Here is a 17065-nt window from a genome sequence, read left to right on the forward strand (position 1 = left end):
TGTTACCTCTTTTTATTTTCTAGGTTTATACTGATGTTCAGTAGCCCACTGTTTCATGAAGTTAGCAAGTTTGTCATCAATTTTGTCAGGTAAAGTAACGATGATTTCAACTATTTGATTGCCCTGATTGGTTTTAGCTTTTTGGCGATATCCTTTGTTTTTCAATCTTAGTTTTGTGCCTGAATTAACACCAGCTGGAACAGTTACTGTTGCCTTGCCTCCTACTACAGGAACTTCTATTTTCGCTCCTAGAATCGCTTCATAGAGAGTAACTGGAACCTCTATTATTAAGTCATTACCTGCTTTTTTAAATATCGACGAGGGTTCTACCTGAATTTTTACATAAGCGTTACCGTGGTTTTTTTGTTTTGAATCTGGAGAACCTTGTCCTTTAAAGCGTAGAACCGTTCCTTCAGTTATGCCTGGAGGGATTTTTGCTTTAATAGTTTTTCCTTTATTTAAAACAAGTTCTTTTTCAGCTCCCAAGACAGCATCTTCAAAACTTATCTTTAATGAATATTGAACATCTTGCCCTGGTAAATCATTTCCAAGATTAGTATCGTTGGATTCACCACGAAAAAGGTTAGCAAAAATATTTTCATAATCACTACTAAAACTAGAACTGTAACGACCATGTGGGGATTGAGTCTCGTAATAAAATGGTCTTTGTCTTCCTGTGTTCTGTTGTTGAGACTGGTTCGCATATTCTTTGTATTGTTTCTCTTGCTCATATTTTTCTCTGCACTCTTTGTTGCGAATTGTTTCATAGGCGTCGTTTATTTCTTTGAATTTTTTTTCAGAATCCTTATTGTTAGGATTGAGGTCTGGGTGATATTTTTTAGAAAGCTTACGATACGAGGACTTTATCTCAGCATCTGTAGCTTCTTGTTTAACACTTAAAACATTATAGGGATCTTTCATAGGTATTAGTTTAGCAAATATTAATAACCCTGGATACTTGAAAAGAAAATATGATAGAGAGTATTGTCAGTAAGGTTCGTTAATTATTTTAGCTTACATCGAGCGCAGAGAATCTTTGATTTGCAGAACATGAGGCGTTATCTGTGTTTGGTGGAGCTGAGCGGGATTGAACCGCTTACCTCTTGCATGCCATGCAAGCGCTCTACCAATTGAGCTACAACCCCTTAACAAACGCACAGACAACCGAACCATTATAATATATTAAAAAACAATAGTCACTTACGCCTTGTCTCTGGAAACACCCTAGACTTTTCAGGTCAAGTAGCAGTCAACCCCAGGGAAGCTACAACCCCTTAACAAACCAACAGATAACCGAACCATTATAATATATTAAAAAACAATAGTCACTTACGCCTTGTCCCTGGAAACACCCTAGACTTTTCAGGTCAAGTAGCAGTCAACCCCAGGGAAGCTACAACCCCTTAATAAACCTGCAAAACAATTATAGCAATAACTTTTGTTTTAGAAAACGAGGAAGTAACCAGTTTAGTGATATTGCAAGCAAAGTAAAGTTGAAATATGATAGGCATAGGTCAAATGAGAACTATTATTCTTTTAATTATTTCTAATATTTTTATGACAATTGCTTGGTACGGGCATTTGAAACATAAGAGTGCTCCATTATTAGCTGTAATCTTGATAAGTTGGGGTATAGCTTTTTTTGAGTATTGTTTCCATGTTCCTGCTAATCGGATAGGTTATGGAACGTTTTCAGCAGCACAATTAAAAACCATTCAGGAAGTAATAACTCTAATTGTTTTTTGTATATTTTCTTTGGTTTATTTAAAAGAAGAGTTGAAATGGAACTATCTTGTAGGGTTCGCTCTTATTGTGCTTGCAGTATTTTTTATTTTTAAAAAATGGTAGCTATTATAATTAAATTGAGATGATTTATTTAATTACTTATTAGTTTAAATTCATTATTGCATTATTTTTGTTTTCTGATTTTTTTTATATACTTTTGAAAAAACAATGAATTAGGAATGTTAATATAATCGCCATTTTCATCAACTAAACAAGTAAAAAAAGTATTTATCGCGATAACTTTTCCTTTGATATCGTCTGGCATTATTTGAATAGTATCGTTGACCCTAAACGGACTAGTGAAATAGAGGATAATTCCAGCTAATATATTCCCAATTAGACTCCAGACTGCTACAAAAGCAACTGCAATCATTGCTAAGACTCCCGTAATAGCAACCCAGAAGTTTTTTATATTAACCCCCCAGATGTAGACTAAGGCTACAAAGGCAAGTGTTAGAATTACGTAATTAATAATTCGTCTTATAATAAAGTATCGACTTTTATTTAGTTTGTTTTTTTCTTGAAATTTTTTAGCGTTCATTTTTAAGCCTACAGAAGTTATTGCTGCAACAATTAATACTCCGATAGTTTTTATTAAATTAATAATTAACATTTCATCCATAATAGTTCTCCTTAATTAAATTGTAGCTTATTATAATTAATTTCAAGTTATTAATATTCTCAAAATAGTATTGCTCTGGTAAAGATATATTATGGGTTAGCTTATAAGTAATGTCTACCTGAAAAGATTGCATAAATATATTATTATCATCGACTATATTGGTGTTTCTCCATTAGGATCAACCTTGAAGTGGATAAAGAATTCTTGATTTCCTTTTGTTCCTTGTACCATGCTTGGTAAGGTTTTAAGGTGGATTAAATTATGTTTTTTCATGTTAGTAATAAATGTTGTTCGATACTCGTCAATGACAATGTTATCAGTAACGATACCGCCTTCAGGAACAAGTTCTTTTGGTAGTTCAAATTGTGGTTTATAGAGGACTAAAATGTCTCCATTATTACGGAGAAATGTTTTAACTACCGGTAAAATAATATTCAAGGAAATAAAAGATAGGTCAGCTACGCAAAAATCTAAGGGTAGTTGGATTGGTCCATTTTTATGATTGGTTAGCTTCTCTTGAAGCGTATCGCTGTCTAGTGTTCTAATGTTTATTCTATCCAAGTTTATAACTCTAGAATCTTTACGAAGCTTTTCATCCAGTATCCCATACCCAACATCCACAGCAATGATCTTAGAGGCGTTATTCTGTAATAGAAAATCGGTGAATCCTCCAGTAGAAGCCCCACAATCAAGTCCAGTTTTGTCCATAATCTGAATGTCGAAATTATTGAAGACAGAAGCTAGCTTATCGCCACCTCTGCTAACATATTTGCTGTCAATTTTCTTTAGTTTAACTGTTTCTTCTGTTTTAAGTTTTTGATGGACAGAAGAAAATTTTCTTCCTTCTCCAATCACGTTGCCTGCCATAACTTGTTTAATGGCTTCATCTTCGTTAGTTGTTAAGCCATGTTCCAGAAGATATTCAAGAAGAGTTTGTTTTGCCATAAAGAAAGTATATCATTTATCTTTAATTTCATTCTATAATTAAAGTTACTGAAAAGTCGCAGATTTGTCTCCAGGGACAAGGCGTAAAGGTGTCGTGATATATAAAGTAGTTATTATGGCTCGGGTAATTGTACATTCTCTAAGCCGATGTGGCTCAGTTGGTAGAGCAACTGATTCGTAATCAGTAGGTCAGCAGTTCGATTCTGCTCATCGGCTCCATTTTTTTATCCCTGCGGACGCATTTGCCTTGGTCCAATCATGTTTTCTGGATTTAGTGTTTCATCAAGTTCTTCTTTAGTCATTAATCCCTTTTCTAATACTAGATCATAAACGCTACGGTTGTTTTTTAACGCTTCGTTTGCTAGTTTAGCTGATGTTTCATAACCGAGAATAGGAACTAACGCAGTAATGATTCCAATACTGTTAAAAACTGTTTGGCGACAATGTTCTTTATTGGCAGTAATACCTTTTATACAACGATCTTTTAAGATGTTCATCCCGTTTTCTAACAATTTAATAGAGGTCAAAATACTATAAAAAATAGTAGGTTCCATTACATTAAGTTGCATTTGACCAGCTTCAGCTGCTGTCGTAACGGCATTATCATAACCCCTTACCATCTGAGCAACTTGGTTGACCATTTCCGCAATGACTGGATTTACTTTACCAGGCATAATTGTGCTTCCAGGTTGCATTGGAGGAAGATTAATTTCATTGAGTCCGGTACGTGGCCCTGAAGAAAGGAGCCTAAGGTCGTTTGATATCTTTGATAACTTAATTGCCAGACATTTAAGTGCTGACATGTACATGACGTAATCACCAGTGTCCTGAGTAGCTGCTATTAGATTGTTTGCTAGAAAAATTGGTTTTCCAGTAGTTTCAAATAGATGCTTCACCACCAAACTGCTGTAACGTGGGTCGCTATTTATCCCCGTACCAATAGCTGTTCCGCCCATATTAACTTCTAAAAACAATTCTGCGTTTTTGTTTAGATTGGTAATTTCTTTTTCGAGCAAGGCAGCGAAAGCTCTAAATTCCTGACCCAGTGTCATGGGAACGGCATCCTGTAACTGGGTGCGCCCCATTTTAATTACATCATCAAATTCGGTTGCCTTTAATTTAAAGCTTTCGACCAAATCTTTAAGTCCAATCACCAGTGTTTCATTGCTACGCATTAGGGCAATTTTCATAGCGGTGGGGTAAGCATCATTAGTCGATTGTGAAAGATTCACATGATTATTAGGATGGCAATGACTATATTCGCCACGGTTATAACCTAATATTTCAAGTGCACGGTTAGCAATAACTTCATTGATATTCATATTAGTAGAAGTGCCTGCTCCGCCTTGAATCATATCCACTACAAATTGGTCTGCGTGTTTGCCATCGATTACTTCTTGGCTGGCAGTAATAATTGCATCCGCTAATGGTTTACTCAGTAGCCCAAGTTCAACATTGGCTTTTGCAGCTGCAAGTTTAACCATGGCAAGTGATTTTGCAATATGTGGAAAACTGCTTAGTAGTACTCCAGAAATAGGGAAGTTACCCACAGCACGAAGAGTTTGAACGCCATATAAAGCTTTAGCAGGCACATATTTACCCGCTAACCCGTCAGACCCATCAATTAATCCGTCATACTCAAAACGATTAAATGCTACAATTTTATTTTTCATTTTTCCCTGCCTTTATAATAATTGAATTTTCATTAGACATATAAACATCGAATTATGCACAAAACAATTTCACTTATTTTGACAAGGATAAATCGATAAATATTGATGCATGAAAATATATTTGAGAAACAGTACATATCTTTTTACCCTTTTTGGCTTTTTTGCTATAATGTACCTGCATGAAAAGGGTAATTTTTTTATTTTTATTTTTATTTTCACTTGTTTTGTCTTTTGATTATTCTGCAAAAGCAAAATTATCTAACGATTTTTATTCTATAGGCATAGGAAAGCCATTTTATTTAACAGAGAAGGATACTTTGCTGTTTGATGTTTCTTTTGGTAACGGGAATGTCTCTTCTTTGGGTGTTGGAACTTTGTATAAAAGTGATGTTGGTAACAATTTTTCTTGGATTGTTGGAGTAGAAGACCTTTTTGCAAAATACACCAATGCCTCATTTGTGTTTGGCACTTTATTGCCTTTTGGGATGTCAGATTTAAGCGTCGGGATATTATATCAAAGCGAGAAAATGAAGCCATACCTTTCTTTTAATTATAACTTAGGAGCTATTATTCCTTATTTGCTACTTTCAGACAAAATTGTTTTGGGTTTAAATTATGGATTTAATCTTCATTCCAATTTCGACCAGACCGAGTATTTTAAAATGATTTACCCAGTAGGCAGTTTAGAAACAAACCAAAAGACAATAGTTCTTAAAGGATATTTTTTGGATACAGGAAAGATATATTTAAATGGTGAAGAGTTGCCAATACGTTCTGATGGGATGTTTATCAAAAGTGTAGACATTAATAATTATGGATTTAATGATTTTACTCTTATTATGTATGGTAAAAGCATTGGTAAAAAAGAACATTTAATTAGAATTAATAGAAAATATAAGTTTTTTGATCTAGATGCCGAAAAACAAAAGAAATGGGAGAAGTTATTTAATGTAACGGCTTATCCAAAAGGGAATGAGTTCCTTTCCACTCAAGCAGTCACCAGAGAAGATTTTTATTTAGCAATTGGTAGAATTATGGAGTTTGATAACAAGGTATATTCTTTTAAGGAATATTTTGTGGATGTTTTTAATCAGGAGCTGAAAGATTATTTATATACTTTTTATGGCAAGGGATATCTGCGAACTCCTCAAACTCAGTTTGTTCCAGAAAAGCCTATTTTAAGACAAGAAGCATTAACCGTGATGAGCCGAATATTACCAGACGATATAGAAAATTTAGTTCTTTTTGATTTTGTTGATGTGCCCAGTAAAGATTGGTTTTATTCTCCTGTAAATAAGTTAGCTAATCATAAGGTGATGAATAATCAAGAAGTAAATCCCAAGGGAGTATTAACAAGGGGAGATTTTTTTGAGTTTCTTTACTCTATGCGAAACAATTTTGCTACGATAAAAGATATTGATGAAAAACAAGAAATAGTAGCTCCTTTTGTGATCAATATTGCTAAATCAAAAGTAGATTTTTCTGCTTATAATTACGATGATTTAAAGGTTGTTAGTCCAGTTCAAGGGGAGAGAGTTTCTACTTCTTCTTTTTATGTTAAAGGCTTTGCTGAACACGGACTAAAGGTAAAAATTAATAGCTCGGTAGAGGAAACGAATAGATTTGGAAGGTTTGCCAGTGAAGTAAATTTATCACCAGGAGTAAACAAAATTTCTATTGGAGTCAATGAAGACGTAAGAGAACATTACGTGTTGTTTTTAAAGAAATTTATTGATTTAGCTGAGACAGATAGTGATTCAGCTTTCATAGAAAAAGTTTCAACGCTAACAGGTTATAGAATTGATAAAGAAGCGTTTGTTTCTGATGAGTTTGTTACAAAAGAAGAACTGATTCTAACCCTTTATAGTATGGGATATTTTACCGAAAATAAGGTGAAGCAACTATTAAAACAAGATAATGACAGTTATGAAACAGTGTCAACTAATTATGCAACGGCTGAAGATGCCGAGAAATTATTTTTAATGCTTACAGGTTCAACGTTTAGACCATCATGGGGAGAAGAACCATTGTTGCGGAAAAATTTAGTTTTATTATTATCAGAGATTCCTAGAATTAAAAAACTATTAGTTGAGTTTTATAATATTAAGGGAACTAAATGAGAATAATTGATAGAGTCTACACAACAATAGAAGAATATGTTTCAGTTCAAGGTTGGGAGATAGCTGGATGGCAGGTTGAAAACCCAAAAGACAAGAGTATTGCTGATTATTCTACCAATATTGCCTTTAAGTTAGCTGGTAGTCTTAAGTCATCTCCCCTAGCATTGGCTGATAAGATTACGCCTGAGTTGTCACAAATATTTGAAGAAAAGATGAGCGGTGCTTTTGAAATATTTAGCTTAAGGGGCTTTATTAATTTTAAATTAAAACCGCTTTATTGTTTCCAATATTTAGGTAACTCTTCCTTCAGTAAAAATATTGTGAAGAGTGATGAGAAAATCCTTTTGGAATATGTTTCTGCAAATCCTACAGGACCTTTGCATATTGGGCATGGCCGTTGGGCGGCGATGGGGGATAGCTTAAAAAGAATCATGGACCATGTGGGATATAATGTTAAAACAGAGTTTTATATAAACGATGCAGGAAATCAAATAGCTAACTTGCTTTTATCCATAGAAGCCAGAAGGAACAATACTCCATTACCTGAAGATGGCTATGCAGGTGAATATGTTAAAGATTTAGTTAATTCAGATAATCCAATTCAAACAGTGCTTTTACAACAAACTGAGGTGTTGGAAAGATTTAAGGTTTTTTTTGATGGATGGTTTAGTGAGAAAAAAGAGCTTCACGAAAAAGGTTTAGTTAATTCTGCTCTTGAGTTTATGAAGGCCAAGGGATTAACCTATGAACAAGAAGGTGCGTTATTTTTTCGTTCAACGGATTTCGGTGATGATAAAGATAGAGTTCTTATCAAGGCTGATGGAAGCTATACTTATTTTGCGGCAGACATTGCTTATCATAAAAATAAGGTAGATAGAGGCTATAATCATTTAATAAACATTTGGGGTGCTGATCATCATGGCTACATCAAAAGAGTTAAAGCTGCTTTGTGTTCCTTGTTTGGAAAGAGTGCACAGTTAGAAGTTTTGCTTGGTCAATTGGTTTCTCTTTTTAGAAATGGTGAAGAAGTTAGGATGAGTAAAAGAACTGGAGAAATGATAACGCTGGAAGAGGTTATTGATGAGATAGGTAGTGATGCTTGCAGATTCTTTTTAGTTTCTAAACCTGCTGATACAGCTTTGGATTTTGATTTAGAGCTTGCTAAAAAACAGTCATCAGATAATCCAGTTTTTTATGTGCAGTATGCTCATGCAAGGATCAGTAGTATTTTAAATTCTGCTCAAGTGAAAGCAGCTGTCCCCGAATTAATGAAACTAGAGGAAATAGAATACAGTTTAATTAGATATCTCGTTCATTTTGAGGATGAGTTGATGATTGCAGTACAAAACAGAGAGCCTCATAGAATTTCTACGTATTTGATTGAGTTAGCTAATATGTTTCATTCATTTTATCATCAATGCAAAGTTATTTCTGATGACCAAGATACGACAGCGTATCGCTTAGTGATAATTTCTTTAGTTAAGAAAGTTTTAGCGACAGGATTGGATCTTGTAGGGGTCAGTGCTCCTGAGAAGATGTAATGTTTACAAGGGATAAAACAAAAGTAGTTAAGGTTGGAAATGTTCAGGTTGGGGGTCAGAAGAAAGTAGTTATTCAATCCATGACCAATACTTTTACACATGATGTAACTGCAACCTTATTACAAATAAACAATTTATATCAAGCAGGTGCAGAACTTGTCAGAATAGCGATCCCTGATAAAAAGTCGCTAGATTGTGTCTCCTCTATTGTTGCTCAAAGTCCTGTTCCAATTATTGCTGACATTCATTTTGATCACAAATTGGCAATTGGAGCAATAGAAGCTGGTGTAGCAAAAATTAGAATTAATCCGGGGAATATGGGCAGTGAAGATAAATTATTTGAGGTAATTAAGAAAGCTAAAGAATATAGTGTACCGATTAGGATTGGAGTTAATCATGGCTCTATTGGTAAGAACGTTGATAAAATCAGCTTATCTTTAAAAGTTATTGAAGAATATATTGCTTTTTTTGAAAGTAAACGTTTTGCTGAATTAGTTATTTCTTTAAAGTCTTCAGACATAGTTTCTACAGTTAAAATGAATGAATTATTTTCTTTAAAATATAATTATCCCCTACATATTGGGATTACTGAATCAGGCTATGGTAAGGCTGGGCTTATTAAGTCTTCGGCTGGAATAGGGGCGATGTTAATTAATGGATTAGGTGATACTGCACGTATTTCTTTGACAGGCGATCCTGTGCAAGAAATTGATGCCTTAAAGATTTTATTGCGTTCCTTAGGGTTGTTGCAGGAAGGTGTGGAAATTATTTCTTGTCCAACCTGTGGAAGAACAGAAATAGACTTAGAGAGATTAGTAAAAGAAGTTGACGAAAAAGTTAAGCACATAAAAGAGCCATTAAAGATAGCCGTTATGGGCTGTATAGTGAATGGTCCTGGTGAAGCAGAAGATGCTGATTACGGTATCTGTGGAACTAAAGATGCAGGGATGATTTTTTCCAAAGGTAAGCAAGTTAAGACTGTTTCTTTTGAATCTTTAGTTGATGAGTTGCTCAAGGCAATTAAGTCAGATAAACTATATAGAGGAATAGAGGAATAGAGGAATAGAGGAATAGAGGAATAGAGGAATAGAGGAATAGAGGAATAGAGGAATAGAAGGAGAGAAGAATGATTGAGAGATATTCAAGAAAAATTATGCAAGACATTTGGTCGTTAGAAAATAAATTCAGAGTTTGGTTGGAAGTAGAAATAGCTGCCTGTGAAGCACACAATAAACTGGGAAATATTCCAGATGATGCGTTGCGGGTAATTAAAAAAAAGGCAGATATTAATGTAGAGAGAATTAATGAGATAGAAGAAGTTACTAATCATGATGTTATTGCCTTTACTACATGTGTGGCGGAGTATATTGGTCCAGAATCAAGATACGTTCATCTTGGTCTTACTTCCTCTGATGTTGTGGATACAGCTTTTTCTGTATTAATTAAACAGTCAGCAGAGATTATCTTAAAAGACATGAAAGAGCTTTTGCCAGTTTTAAAGACATTAGCATATAAATATAAAGATTTATTAATGATGGGTAGAACTCACGGTGTTCATGCAGAGCCGATGACTCTTGGTCTTAAATTTGCTCTTTGGTATGACGAGTTTGGTAGAAATATTAGAAGATTTGAATCAGCAATCAAGGAAATAGCTGTGGGACAGATTTCCGGTGCTGTTGGAAATTACTCAAATATAGATCCATATGTTGAAGAATTTGTGTGTAAAAAACTTGGACTTGCTCAAGTCAATGTTTCTACTCAAATTATACAAAGAGATAGACATGCTATGTTTATGTCTGTTTTAGCGGTCATGGCTGGAACTATAGAAAAGATAGCCACAGAGATTAGAGCATTACAGAAGACAGAATTCAATGAGCTTGAAGAAGGCTTCAAAAAAGGCCAAAAGGGTAGTTCTGCGATGCCACATAAGCGTAATCCTATCACCTGCGAGAAGTTAACGGGGCTGGCTAGGGTTATTAGAGGGAATATGTTGGTTAGTATGGAAAATATTTGCTTGTGGCATGAACGCGATATTTCACATTCTTCAACAGAGAGAATAATTTTTCCAGATAGTACAATGTTAATGGATCATATGCTTGTTACTTTAAAGTCAGTATTAGAAAATTTAGTTGTGCATGAAAACAATTTAGCAAAAAATCTAGACTTACTAGGTGGAGTAGTTTGTTCTCAACGATTATTGTTAGCTATGGTTAACCATGGTATTAGCAGAGAAGATGCTTATCAAATAGTTCAGTCTAATGCGATGAAAGCCAGAGACAACCAACTGAAGTTTAGAGACGTAATAAGAAAAGACCAAAGCATAACAAGTAAATTAACAGAAAAAGAAATAGATGACGTTTTTGACTTAAATATCTACAAAAAACATGTAGATATGATTTTTCAAAGAGTCTTTTCTTAATATATTATTTTATTTATATGAATAATACTTCAGTAAGATCGATACTTGAAAAGAATTCTTGTTCTTCTTTAGATAGTTCCATCCTTACTTCTTTGTCCTCATTTAATATTGTGTTCATTAAATAATCAAACCTTTCTGTTTTAGACTTTTTCATTCTAATCCCCCCTGTCAAATTTACTTGTTTATAGATATGCCCAGTAAAATTTATCTTAAACATTTATTTTGGAAATATTTTTTAAATTATATTGAAAAATATGGGTACAAGTTTTGTATATTTCAAAACGTTATATATATTAAAATAGAGGTAAACAGTAACTATATCAAAATTTTATAAAAAGAAAGGTTTTGGATTAATAATGATTAATGATATAAATTTTTCTAGTTCACAAGGAGCTGGCTTTAACATAAACGAAAGTTCTAATGATTTACTTGATGGAGTTGCAGCTTCAATTGAAAATAGTTTTCCTGATACCAATATAAGTTTTGACACGAACTTTTGTGTAGATGATAGCTTTAATTTTTTACCAGAATTTGGTCAAGAAACATCAGATGTCGAAGAAAACCCTATAGTTAAAGAAGTATTTAATAGTATCAGGGCTGATCATGATATTGATCTTTCTCTAGACCCAGTGGTTGTAGATACCTTAAAAGCACTTTTGTATCTTTAGAATTAATTTTTCTCAATAAAGCCTCATAATATCTCAATTCTTCGACACTTTAACGCGTTTGTACAAGTGTGCTCAGTGCAGGCAAACTCAGAATATTGATTGATGTAGAGTTTTAGAATTTTTTTTAACATTAGAGAATTGTGAACAAAAGACATAAGTTTTTGACTATTTGAACCATTGAACCATTGAACAAATAAATGTTTATATAAATACAAAGTGGGTATAACTACATATATAAAGAGTAGGGCAAGGAGTTATTATGCAGGTTTTTTCTGAAAGTTTTGATGTAAACTTTAATAATCTTCAGAAACAAAATCAAGTTATTCGCAATGACCAGCTAATTGCTGGAAACAATTTTCAGAAAGTATTACATAACCATTTATCTGGTCTGCCAGTTGAATCAGCTATGAGTAGCACAAATGCTGAGATAAAAAGACGTAAAAAAGATTCAGAGGAGATATTAGAGGACTTTAGCGAGATAGCTGAAGATACTTATGATGTCCTCACTGCAGAGAGAAAAATAAGACAATTATTCCGGAAATTAAGGTTAGGGGAAACAGATGTTAATCAATGATGATGGTAATTTTTACGCTCATATAAAAGAGCAATTGCAAATAAAAGGTTCTAATATACCAAAAAAAACTAGTAATCTAGATGCTATAGAAAAAAGGCTTTTGGAGATGGTTGATTCTCTTAAAATTGCAAAATATAACCCAGATAAAGATGATGATTTTTAAAATTGTTGCAACTTTTCAAATTAAGCTACGATAAATTAATTAGAGGTTTTTTTAAGGAGTTGAGGATGAAATATAAAGTAGTTGCATTTGTTGATTTTAGCCAAGTGATTCCTGTTAATGAAATATTTTGTAATAAAATGTATGACGGCTTATCCAATTTGGAATCAATTCTTCAACAAGAGCGAGATTTGATTATAGATGTTATAAGATTTGCTTCTCAAAATAAAACAAACAATAAACATTATGCTCAATTATTAGAAAAAATAGATAACTTATTGAATCAAATAATAATTGACAAAGCAACTCTTTCTACTATTAAAGAAAAGGGTTACATTTCTAGAGCAAATTTAATTAAATTTAGTTTTAATCATCAATCAAGAATATTAGGAGAAAACTTAGACGGCATGATAGTTTTAATTAATGTTAAAAGTTTTGAGGAATTATCAGAGAGTATAAGAGCCGACTATAGTCAAAGGAGAAAAGATTTAGAACTTACAAAAAGATCCGTTATGGACAATGGGTTAAAAGATTTTGTTCTTTTATTAGAGAGAGGACATTTTGCTAACAATCAACTAAATGAGATAGTGAATTTTTTAAAAGGAATGAGTGTAAAGGTAGATTCTTTAGAATATTCAATAATTAAAAAGTTAGAAGAGTATAAAAATAGGTCAATTGATAAAAAGGAACAGACCGCTATAGAACAAAAGATCAAGTTAATAAAAAACAAATTTCAAATACAAAGAAGTATAATTGAACTAATCCAATCAAAGCTTCTTAAGGATATTTATTCTTTGTTAGTGGACTTAAAAGATGTCGCTGATTTTTATGTGAAAATAGTAAATATATTAAATTCAGAAGAATCACACGCGTTTGTTGCCTCTTCATTTGGAATTGATGTTTCTGTTGTAGCTTCGAAACTTTTTGATGTTTTAGCCAAATCTATTGAATTAATGAAGCAAAATGATGTTTTAAATAAATCTATATTGAACGATAGCAGAAATCAAAGAAGGAATTTATTGAGAAGTTTAAAGATTCTTGATGAAAAGATTCAATGTTTAAGTCGTCTTAGTGAGGAAGGCAAAGAAGTTGAATTTAATCCAAAAGCAACAATTACTTATAGCCAGCCAACAATCGGGTCAAATGGTTGGTGGGACACTTTAGGGTAGCTGCCTAACGGTATTTAAAAGCTCTACTAATTTCTCTGTCTATTTCTCTAGTTTTAATTGTTTCTCGTTTGTCGCCCATTTTTTTCCCTTTTCCGAGTCCTAGTTCTAGTTTCACATATTGTTTTTTGAAATAAACTTTAAGCGCTATGAGTGTCAGACCTTTTTCGTTTATTTTACCAATCAGTTTGCTTATTTCATTTCTTTTAAGTAATAATTTACGTGTTCTTGTAGGCGATATTTGTTGAAAGGTGTTAACTTTTTCGTATGTTTGTATTTCCATGTTATGGATAGTTGCTTCTCCATCTTTTATTCGGATAAAGGCTTCAGATATGTTCAATTTACCGCTGCGAATAGACTTTACTTCATTTCCTAGTAAGGCAATACCAGCTTCGAAGGTTTCTATCATCTCATAATTGAACCATGCTTTTTTATTAACGAAGGAATTTGTCATAGTAGTAAATGTTAAAACGTAAATGGTGAATAGTAAATAGTGAACTGGCGAATGGCGAATAGCGAATAGTTAGAAAAATGTTTATTTGTTTAAGGAGTTGTTGTTATTCCCCTTTTATAAGGGGGATGTCATGCACCAGAAAGTGCGTGACAAGCGGATAAAAAGGGAAAGGGAAAATGAGAAACATGAATTAGGCAAAATGAATGTTTAAAATTTTAAATTTTGGGTAAAAGTAATATAAGAGTAAATAATAGGGGGTTTAATCATGGAAGAAGAATATGAGAAAGATCAAACTTACGATTGGTACAAGCCAGTATGCTGGTTACAGGATGCTATCCACGTATTAACAGGCTGTTAAAAAGGGGGCGGTTTTGTGAGTAATCATGAGAGAATTTTAATAGAAGAAGAAATGCTTTTGAAGCAAATGATTTGGCATTATGAAGAAGTGTTTAATGGACATAAGAAATAAGCTATGCCTGTAACAAATATTCCTAATAATGAAACATTGCAGTTTAAACCACCAGGTAACTATACAAGGTTACAAAATTTATTAAATAAAATTACAAATATGAAATCAAGCTCTTTAGATATTCAAAATCTTCAACGAGATGTTAATGAGTTACAAAGTTTAGTTAATATTGCAAATCCTCAACAACTTGTTTCATTGCGGGATTTTATTGTAAACAATCCAGAACTATTTGCTGAAGTTGATGTGGATGCTTTGTTGCAGGAAATAAATAAAACAATTGAACAAGAAAAAGAAGGTAGATTCTCAGATGAAGTTGCTAGTTTAGTTTCTTTTACTTCTGATACAGTTAGTTTGAGTCTTCCTGTACCTAATTCTGTGGATATAATGTCTCGGGAAGCACAAGCTAATTCAGAAAAAAATTTAGCTATTAATGAGCAATTAACAAATAAACGTTTGGATAAGAAAATTATCTGTTAGATTCTCTCTAAATAAACAATAACCTCAACATGAGGTGTCCAGGGAAACATATCTATGGACGAAACTTCTACAACTTTATAACCAAAATCCATAACTGACTTTAAATTATAGGCAAGCTCTCCTAATCCGCAGGCAACATAAACGATGCGTTCTGGTTGTCTTTTCCCTATATGTCTCATGGTGTGCTTGTCTGCTCCAGAGCGTGGGGGGTCTAGTATTACTAGATTAAAATCATTTTCAAAACGTATTTTTGATAGTTCTTCTCTGACTGTTCCTGCAATAAATTCAGCTTTATTATCAACTATTCCGTTTAGATTCATGTTCTCTTTGGCCTGAGCGATAGCAGACTCCACTATTTCTATTCCTAGAATATGGTTGGCTTTGTCTGCGATATAGGTGCTAATTGTGCCTGCACCACAAAACAGGTCGATAACATTATCATTTTGTTTAACGTATGAATAAATCTTGTCATATAGAAGTTTTGCTGCACTATTATTCACTTGAAAGAAGGAATCAAAAGGAATTTTGAAGTCTTTATCGCCGATAGAATCTATGAGATAGTTTTCACCATAAAGAAGTTGTGAGTTTTTGAGTGAGGCAACATCTGCCAGTTCTGAGTGTTTTGCCCAAACAAAGCCCTTTAATTGAACACTATTTTTTAGCGAGTTAATTAGAGGTCGAAACATTTTCTCGTCTCCACCAGAAGTAATTAAGGTGACGATTATGTCCTTATTCTTATTGGAGTTGCGAATCATTATATAACGCAAAATACCCTGATGTGATTTTTTTTGATAAGGTTCAATTTTATTGTTTTTAGCCCATTCCTTGGTTATTTTCAGAATGATTTTGTTTTCTTCTTTCATCAATAAACAATCATCTATTTCTACAAATTTATTGAATTGACCACTTTCGTGATAACCAATTCCTAAATCCTCGTTATTTTTTTGAAAGAAGGTAAATTCAATTTTATTTCTGTAACGATAAAAATCAGGGGCAGGAGTAGGGTTGTTTATTTTATTAATATCAAATGTTTTAGTGGTGGACTCTGGGTCATTGGCTAAACTTCTGTTAAGTTTTTCAAAAACTTGAACAACTTTTTGCTTTTTATAGGCTAATTGTTCGTCATAGGGCAAAGCATAAAGTTTGCAACTTCCACAAATTCCATAGTATGGACAAGTTTTGTTTTCTTTTTGCATGGGATATATGTTACGATGAACTGCTAGTTTCAGTAAAGTAAAAACCAACAACCATAAGACTTTTACCGCCAGTTTAAAAATATGTGTTGAAATTGGGTATCTAATCTTTGTATAATAGCAATCGTTTTGCCAAAGTAATACAAAACTCAGATGAGAAAGGTGTGTAGTATAGTTTATGGATGAAGAAGAAAAAGAGTTAACTGGATTTGGTGATAATGAGGATATTTTGCCTTTTATTAATAGAGAATCAGTAGTTACATATTCAAGTGCTGTTGATTTGGTTATTAGTACAGCCTGTAGAAATGATTGCGGGTATTGTGCATTTAAGAGAGAGCAAGATAATCTAGTGGTTCCTTATTCCACGATTAAAGTTTTTAAAAAAGCTCGGAAAATGGGAGTTAGAGAAGCAAATTTGGTTTCTGGCGAAAGACCAGATAGTTACACTTCAGTAAGAGCAAAGTTTGATATTTGGGGGTTTAACAGTTTCTCTGAATACTTATATACACTGGCTGAGCTAGCTTTTCTTGAAGGTTTGTTAGTTAATTTAAATGTTGGGTATCTTTCATTTAATGAATTAAAATATCTTAGAGAAATAATCGTATCAGTAGAGCTTATGGTAGAAACTACTAACGTTGCAATGTTGGAAGGAATTCAACATAAATTTTCGCCAAGTAAGAGCCCAGACGTACGTTTTAAGTTTTTGGAATATGCAGGCAAATTAAACATTCCAACAAATACAGGAATGATTGTGGGGATAGGTGAAACACCAGAAGATAGATTGAAAACTATTTCCAGG

The 17065-nt window shown here is 33.2% G+C and carries 18 protein-coding genes and 2 tRNA genes; 12 read left to right on the forward strand and 8 right to left on the reverse strand.

Features of this window, described 5'->3' with window-relative positions; translation table 11 throughout:
- Window positions 1–12 precede the first annotated feature (12 nt).
- Together PHF25_00235 and PHF25_00240 are read right to left on the reverse strand one after the other, a co-directional pair.
- Window positions 13–921: a J domain-containing protein gene (locus tag PHF25_00235; GenBank protein MDD4526447.1), complete on the reverse strand. Its 909-nt coding sequence runs from the start codon at window positions 919–921 to the stop codon at window positions 13–15.
- Window positions 922–1069: 148 nt separating this feature from the next.
- A tRNA-Ala gene (locus tag PHF25_00240) sits at window positions 1070–1145 on the reverse strand.
- 373 nt (window positions 1146–1518) lie between these two features.
- On the opposite strand from PHF25_00240, the gene PHF25_00245 reads away from it, so the two are divergent.
- Window positions 1519–1848 carry a DMT family protein gene (locus PHF25_00245; GenBank protein MDD4526448.1) on the forward strand — a complete coding sequence of 110 codons (330 nt, stop codon included), beginning with the start codon at window positions 1519–1521 and terminating at the stop codon, window positions 1846–1848.
- 61 nt (window positions 1849–1909) lie between these two features.
- On the opposite strand, the gene PHF25_00250 is transcribed toward PHF25_00245, so the two are convergent.
- On the reverse strand, window positions 1910–2407 hold the full coding sequence (locus PHF25_00250) for a mechanosensitive ion channel (protein MDD4526449.1): 498 nt from the start codon (window positions 2405–2407) through the stop codon (window positions 1910–1912).
- A gap of 153 nt (window positions 2408–2560) precedes the next feature.
- Complete coding sequence (locus PHF25_00255; protein MDD4526450.1) at window positions 2561–3352, reverse strand: TlyA family RNA methyltransferase; 792 nt, start codon at window positions 3350–3352, stop codon at window positions 2561–2563.
- Window positions 3353–3495: 143 nt separating this feature from the next.
- Here PHF25_00255 and PHF25_00260 point away from each other — a divergent pair.
- Window positions 3496–3571: transfer RNA gene (locus PHF25_00260), tRNA-Thr, on the forward strand.
- A 5-nt stretch (window positions 3572–3576) separates the two neighbouring features.
- Here PHF25_00260 and PHF25_00265 read toward each other — a convergent pair.
- A complete protein-coding gene (locus PHF25_00265) occupies window positions 3577–5025 on the reverse strand; it encodes an aspartate ammonia-lyase (GenBank protein MDD4526451.1) in 1449 nt (482 codons plus the stop codon).
- Window positions 5026–5204: 179 nt separating this feature from the next.
- Here PHF25_00265 and PHF25_00270 point away from each other — a divergent pair, with 179 nt between their 5' ends.
- The 4 genes from PHF25_00270 to purB all read left to right on the forward strand — a co-directional run bounded on the left by PHF25_00270 (window position 5205) and on the right by purB (window position 11105).
- Window positions 5205–7145: an S-layer homology domain-containing protein gene (locus PHF25_00270; protein ID MDD4526452.1), complete on the forward strand. Its 1941-nt coding sequence runs from the start codon at window positions 5205–5207 to the stop codon at window positions 7143–7145.
- Window positions 7142–8686, forward strand: a complete 1545-nt coding sequence (gene argS, locus PHF25_00275) for an arginine--tRNA ligase (protein MDD4526453.1) — start codon at window positions 7142–7144, stop codon at window positions 8684–8686. The genes PHF25_00270 and argS overlap by 4 nt, the downstream gene beginning before the upstream one ends.
- A complete protein-coding gene (ispG, locus tag PHF25_00280; protein ID MDD4526454.1) occupies window positions 8686–9744 on the forward strand; it encodes a flavodoxin-dependent (E)-4-hydroxy-3-methylbut-2-enyl-diphosphate synthase in 1059 nt (352 codons plus the stop codon). Before argS ends, ispG begins: the two co-directional genes overlap by 1 nt.
- Window positions 9745–9812: 68 nt before the next feature.
- The gene (gene purB / locus PHF25_00285; GenBank protein ID MDD4526455.1) at window positions 9813–11105 is read left to right on the forward strand and encodes an adenylosuccinate lyase; all 1293 of its coding nucleotides are present in this window, start codon (window positions 9813–9815) and stop codon (window positions 11103–11105) included.
- Between the two features lie 13 nt (window positions 11106–11118).
- Here purB and PHF25_00290 read toward each other — a convergent pair whose 3' ends face one another.
- Window positions 11119–11259, reverse strand: coding sequence for a hypothetical protein (locus PHF25_00290; protein MDD4526456.1), 141 nt, complete (start codon window positions 11257–11259; stop codon window positions 11119–11121).
- Between the two features lie 202 nt (window positions 11260–11461).
- Between PHF25_00290 and PHF25_00295 the strand changes: the two genes are divergently transcribed.
- The 4 genes from PHF25_00295 (at window position 11462) to PHF25_00310 (ending at window position 13676) form a co-directional block, all read left to right on the forward strand.
- On the forward strand, window positions 11462–11773 hold the full coding sequence (locus PHF25_00295; GenBank protein MDD4526457.1) for a hypothetical protein: 312 nt from the start codon (window positions 11462–11464) through the stop codon (window positions 11771–11773).
- A 259-nt stretch (window positions 11774–12032) separates the two neighbouring features.
- Window positions 12033–12347, forward strand: coding sequence for a hypothetical protein (locus PHF25_00300; GenBank protein MDD4526458.1), 315 nt, complete (start codon window positions 12033–12035; stop codon window positions 12345–12347).
- Window positions 12334–12510, forward strand: a complete 177-nt coding sequence (locus tag PHF25_00305) for a hypothetical protein (GenBank protein MDD4526459.1) — start codon at window positions 12334–12336, stop codon at window positions 12508–12510. The genes PHF25_00300 and PHF25_00305 overlap by 14 nt, the downstream gene beginning before the upstream one ends.
- Window positions 12511–12575: 65 nt before the next feature.
- Entirely contained in the window at window positions 12576–13676 is a 1101-nt protein-coding gene (locus tag PHF25_00310) for a hypothetical protein (protein ID MDD4526460.1), read from the forward strand.
- A 4-nt stretch (window positions 13677–13680) separates the two neighbouring features.
- Here PHF25_00310 and smpB read toward each other — a convergent pair whose 3' ends face one another.
- Window positions 13681–14127 carry an SsrA-binding protein SmpB gene (smpB, locus tag PHF25_00315; GenBank protein ID MDD4526461.1) on the reverse strand — a complete coding sequence of 149 codons (447 nt, stop codon included), beginning with the start codon at window positions 14125–14127 and terminating at the stop codon, window positions 13681–13683.
- Window positions 14128–14599: 472 nt separating this feature from the next.
- Between smpB and PHF25_00320 the strand changes: the two genes are divergently transcribed.
- Entirely contained in the window at window positions 14600–15073 is a 474-nt protein-coding gene (locus tag PHF25_00320; protein ID MDD4526462.1) for a hypothetical protein, read from the forward strand.
- Here PHF25_00320 and rlmD read toward each other — a convergent pair.
- Window positions 15070–16269: a 23S rRNA (uracil(1939)-C(5))-methyltransferase RlmD gene (gene rlmD, locus PHF25_00325; protein MDD4526463.1), complete on the reverse strand. Its 1200-nt coding sequence runs from the start codon at window positions 16267–16269 to the stop codon at window positions 15070–15072. The two genes, PHF25_00320 and rlmD, sit on opposite strands and share 4 nt — an antisense overlap.
- Before the next feature lie 175 nt (window positions 16270–16444).
- Between rlmD and PHF25_00330 the strand changes: the two genes are divergently transcribed.
- Window positions 16445–17065 (forward strand): radical SAM protein (locus PHF25_00330; protein MDD4526464.1); only part of this gene is annotated, 621 nt, incomplete at its 3' end.

This window comes from Candidatus Margulisiibacteriota bacterium (assembly GCA_028706105.1).
Lineage (GTDB): Bacteria > Margulisbacteria > Riflemargulisbacteria > GWF2-35-9 > DYQY01 > DYQY01.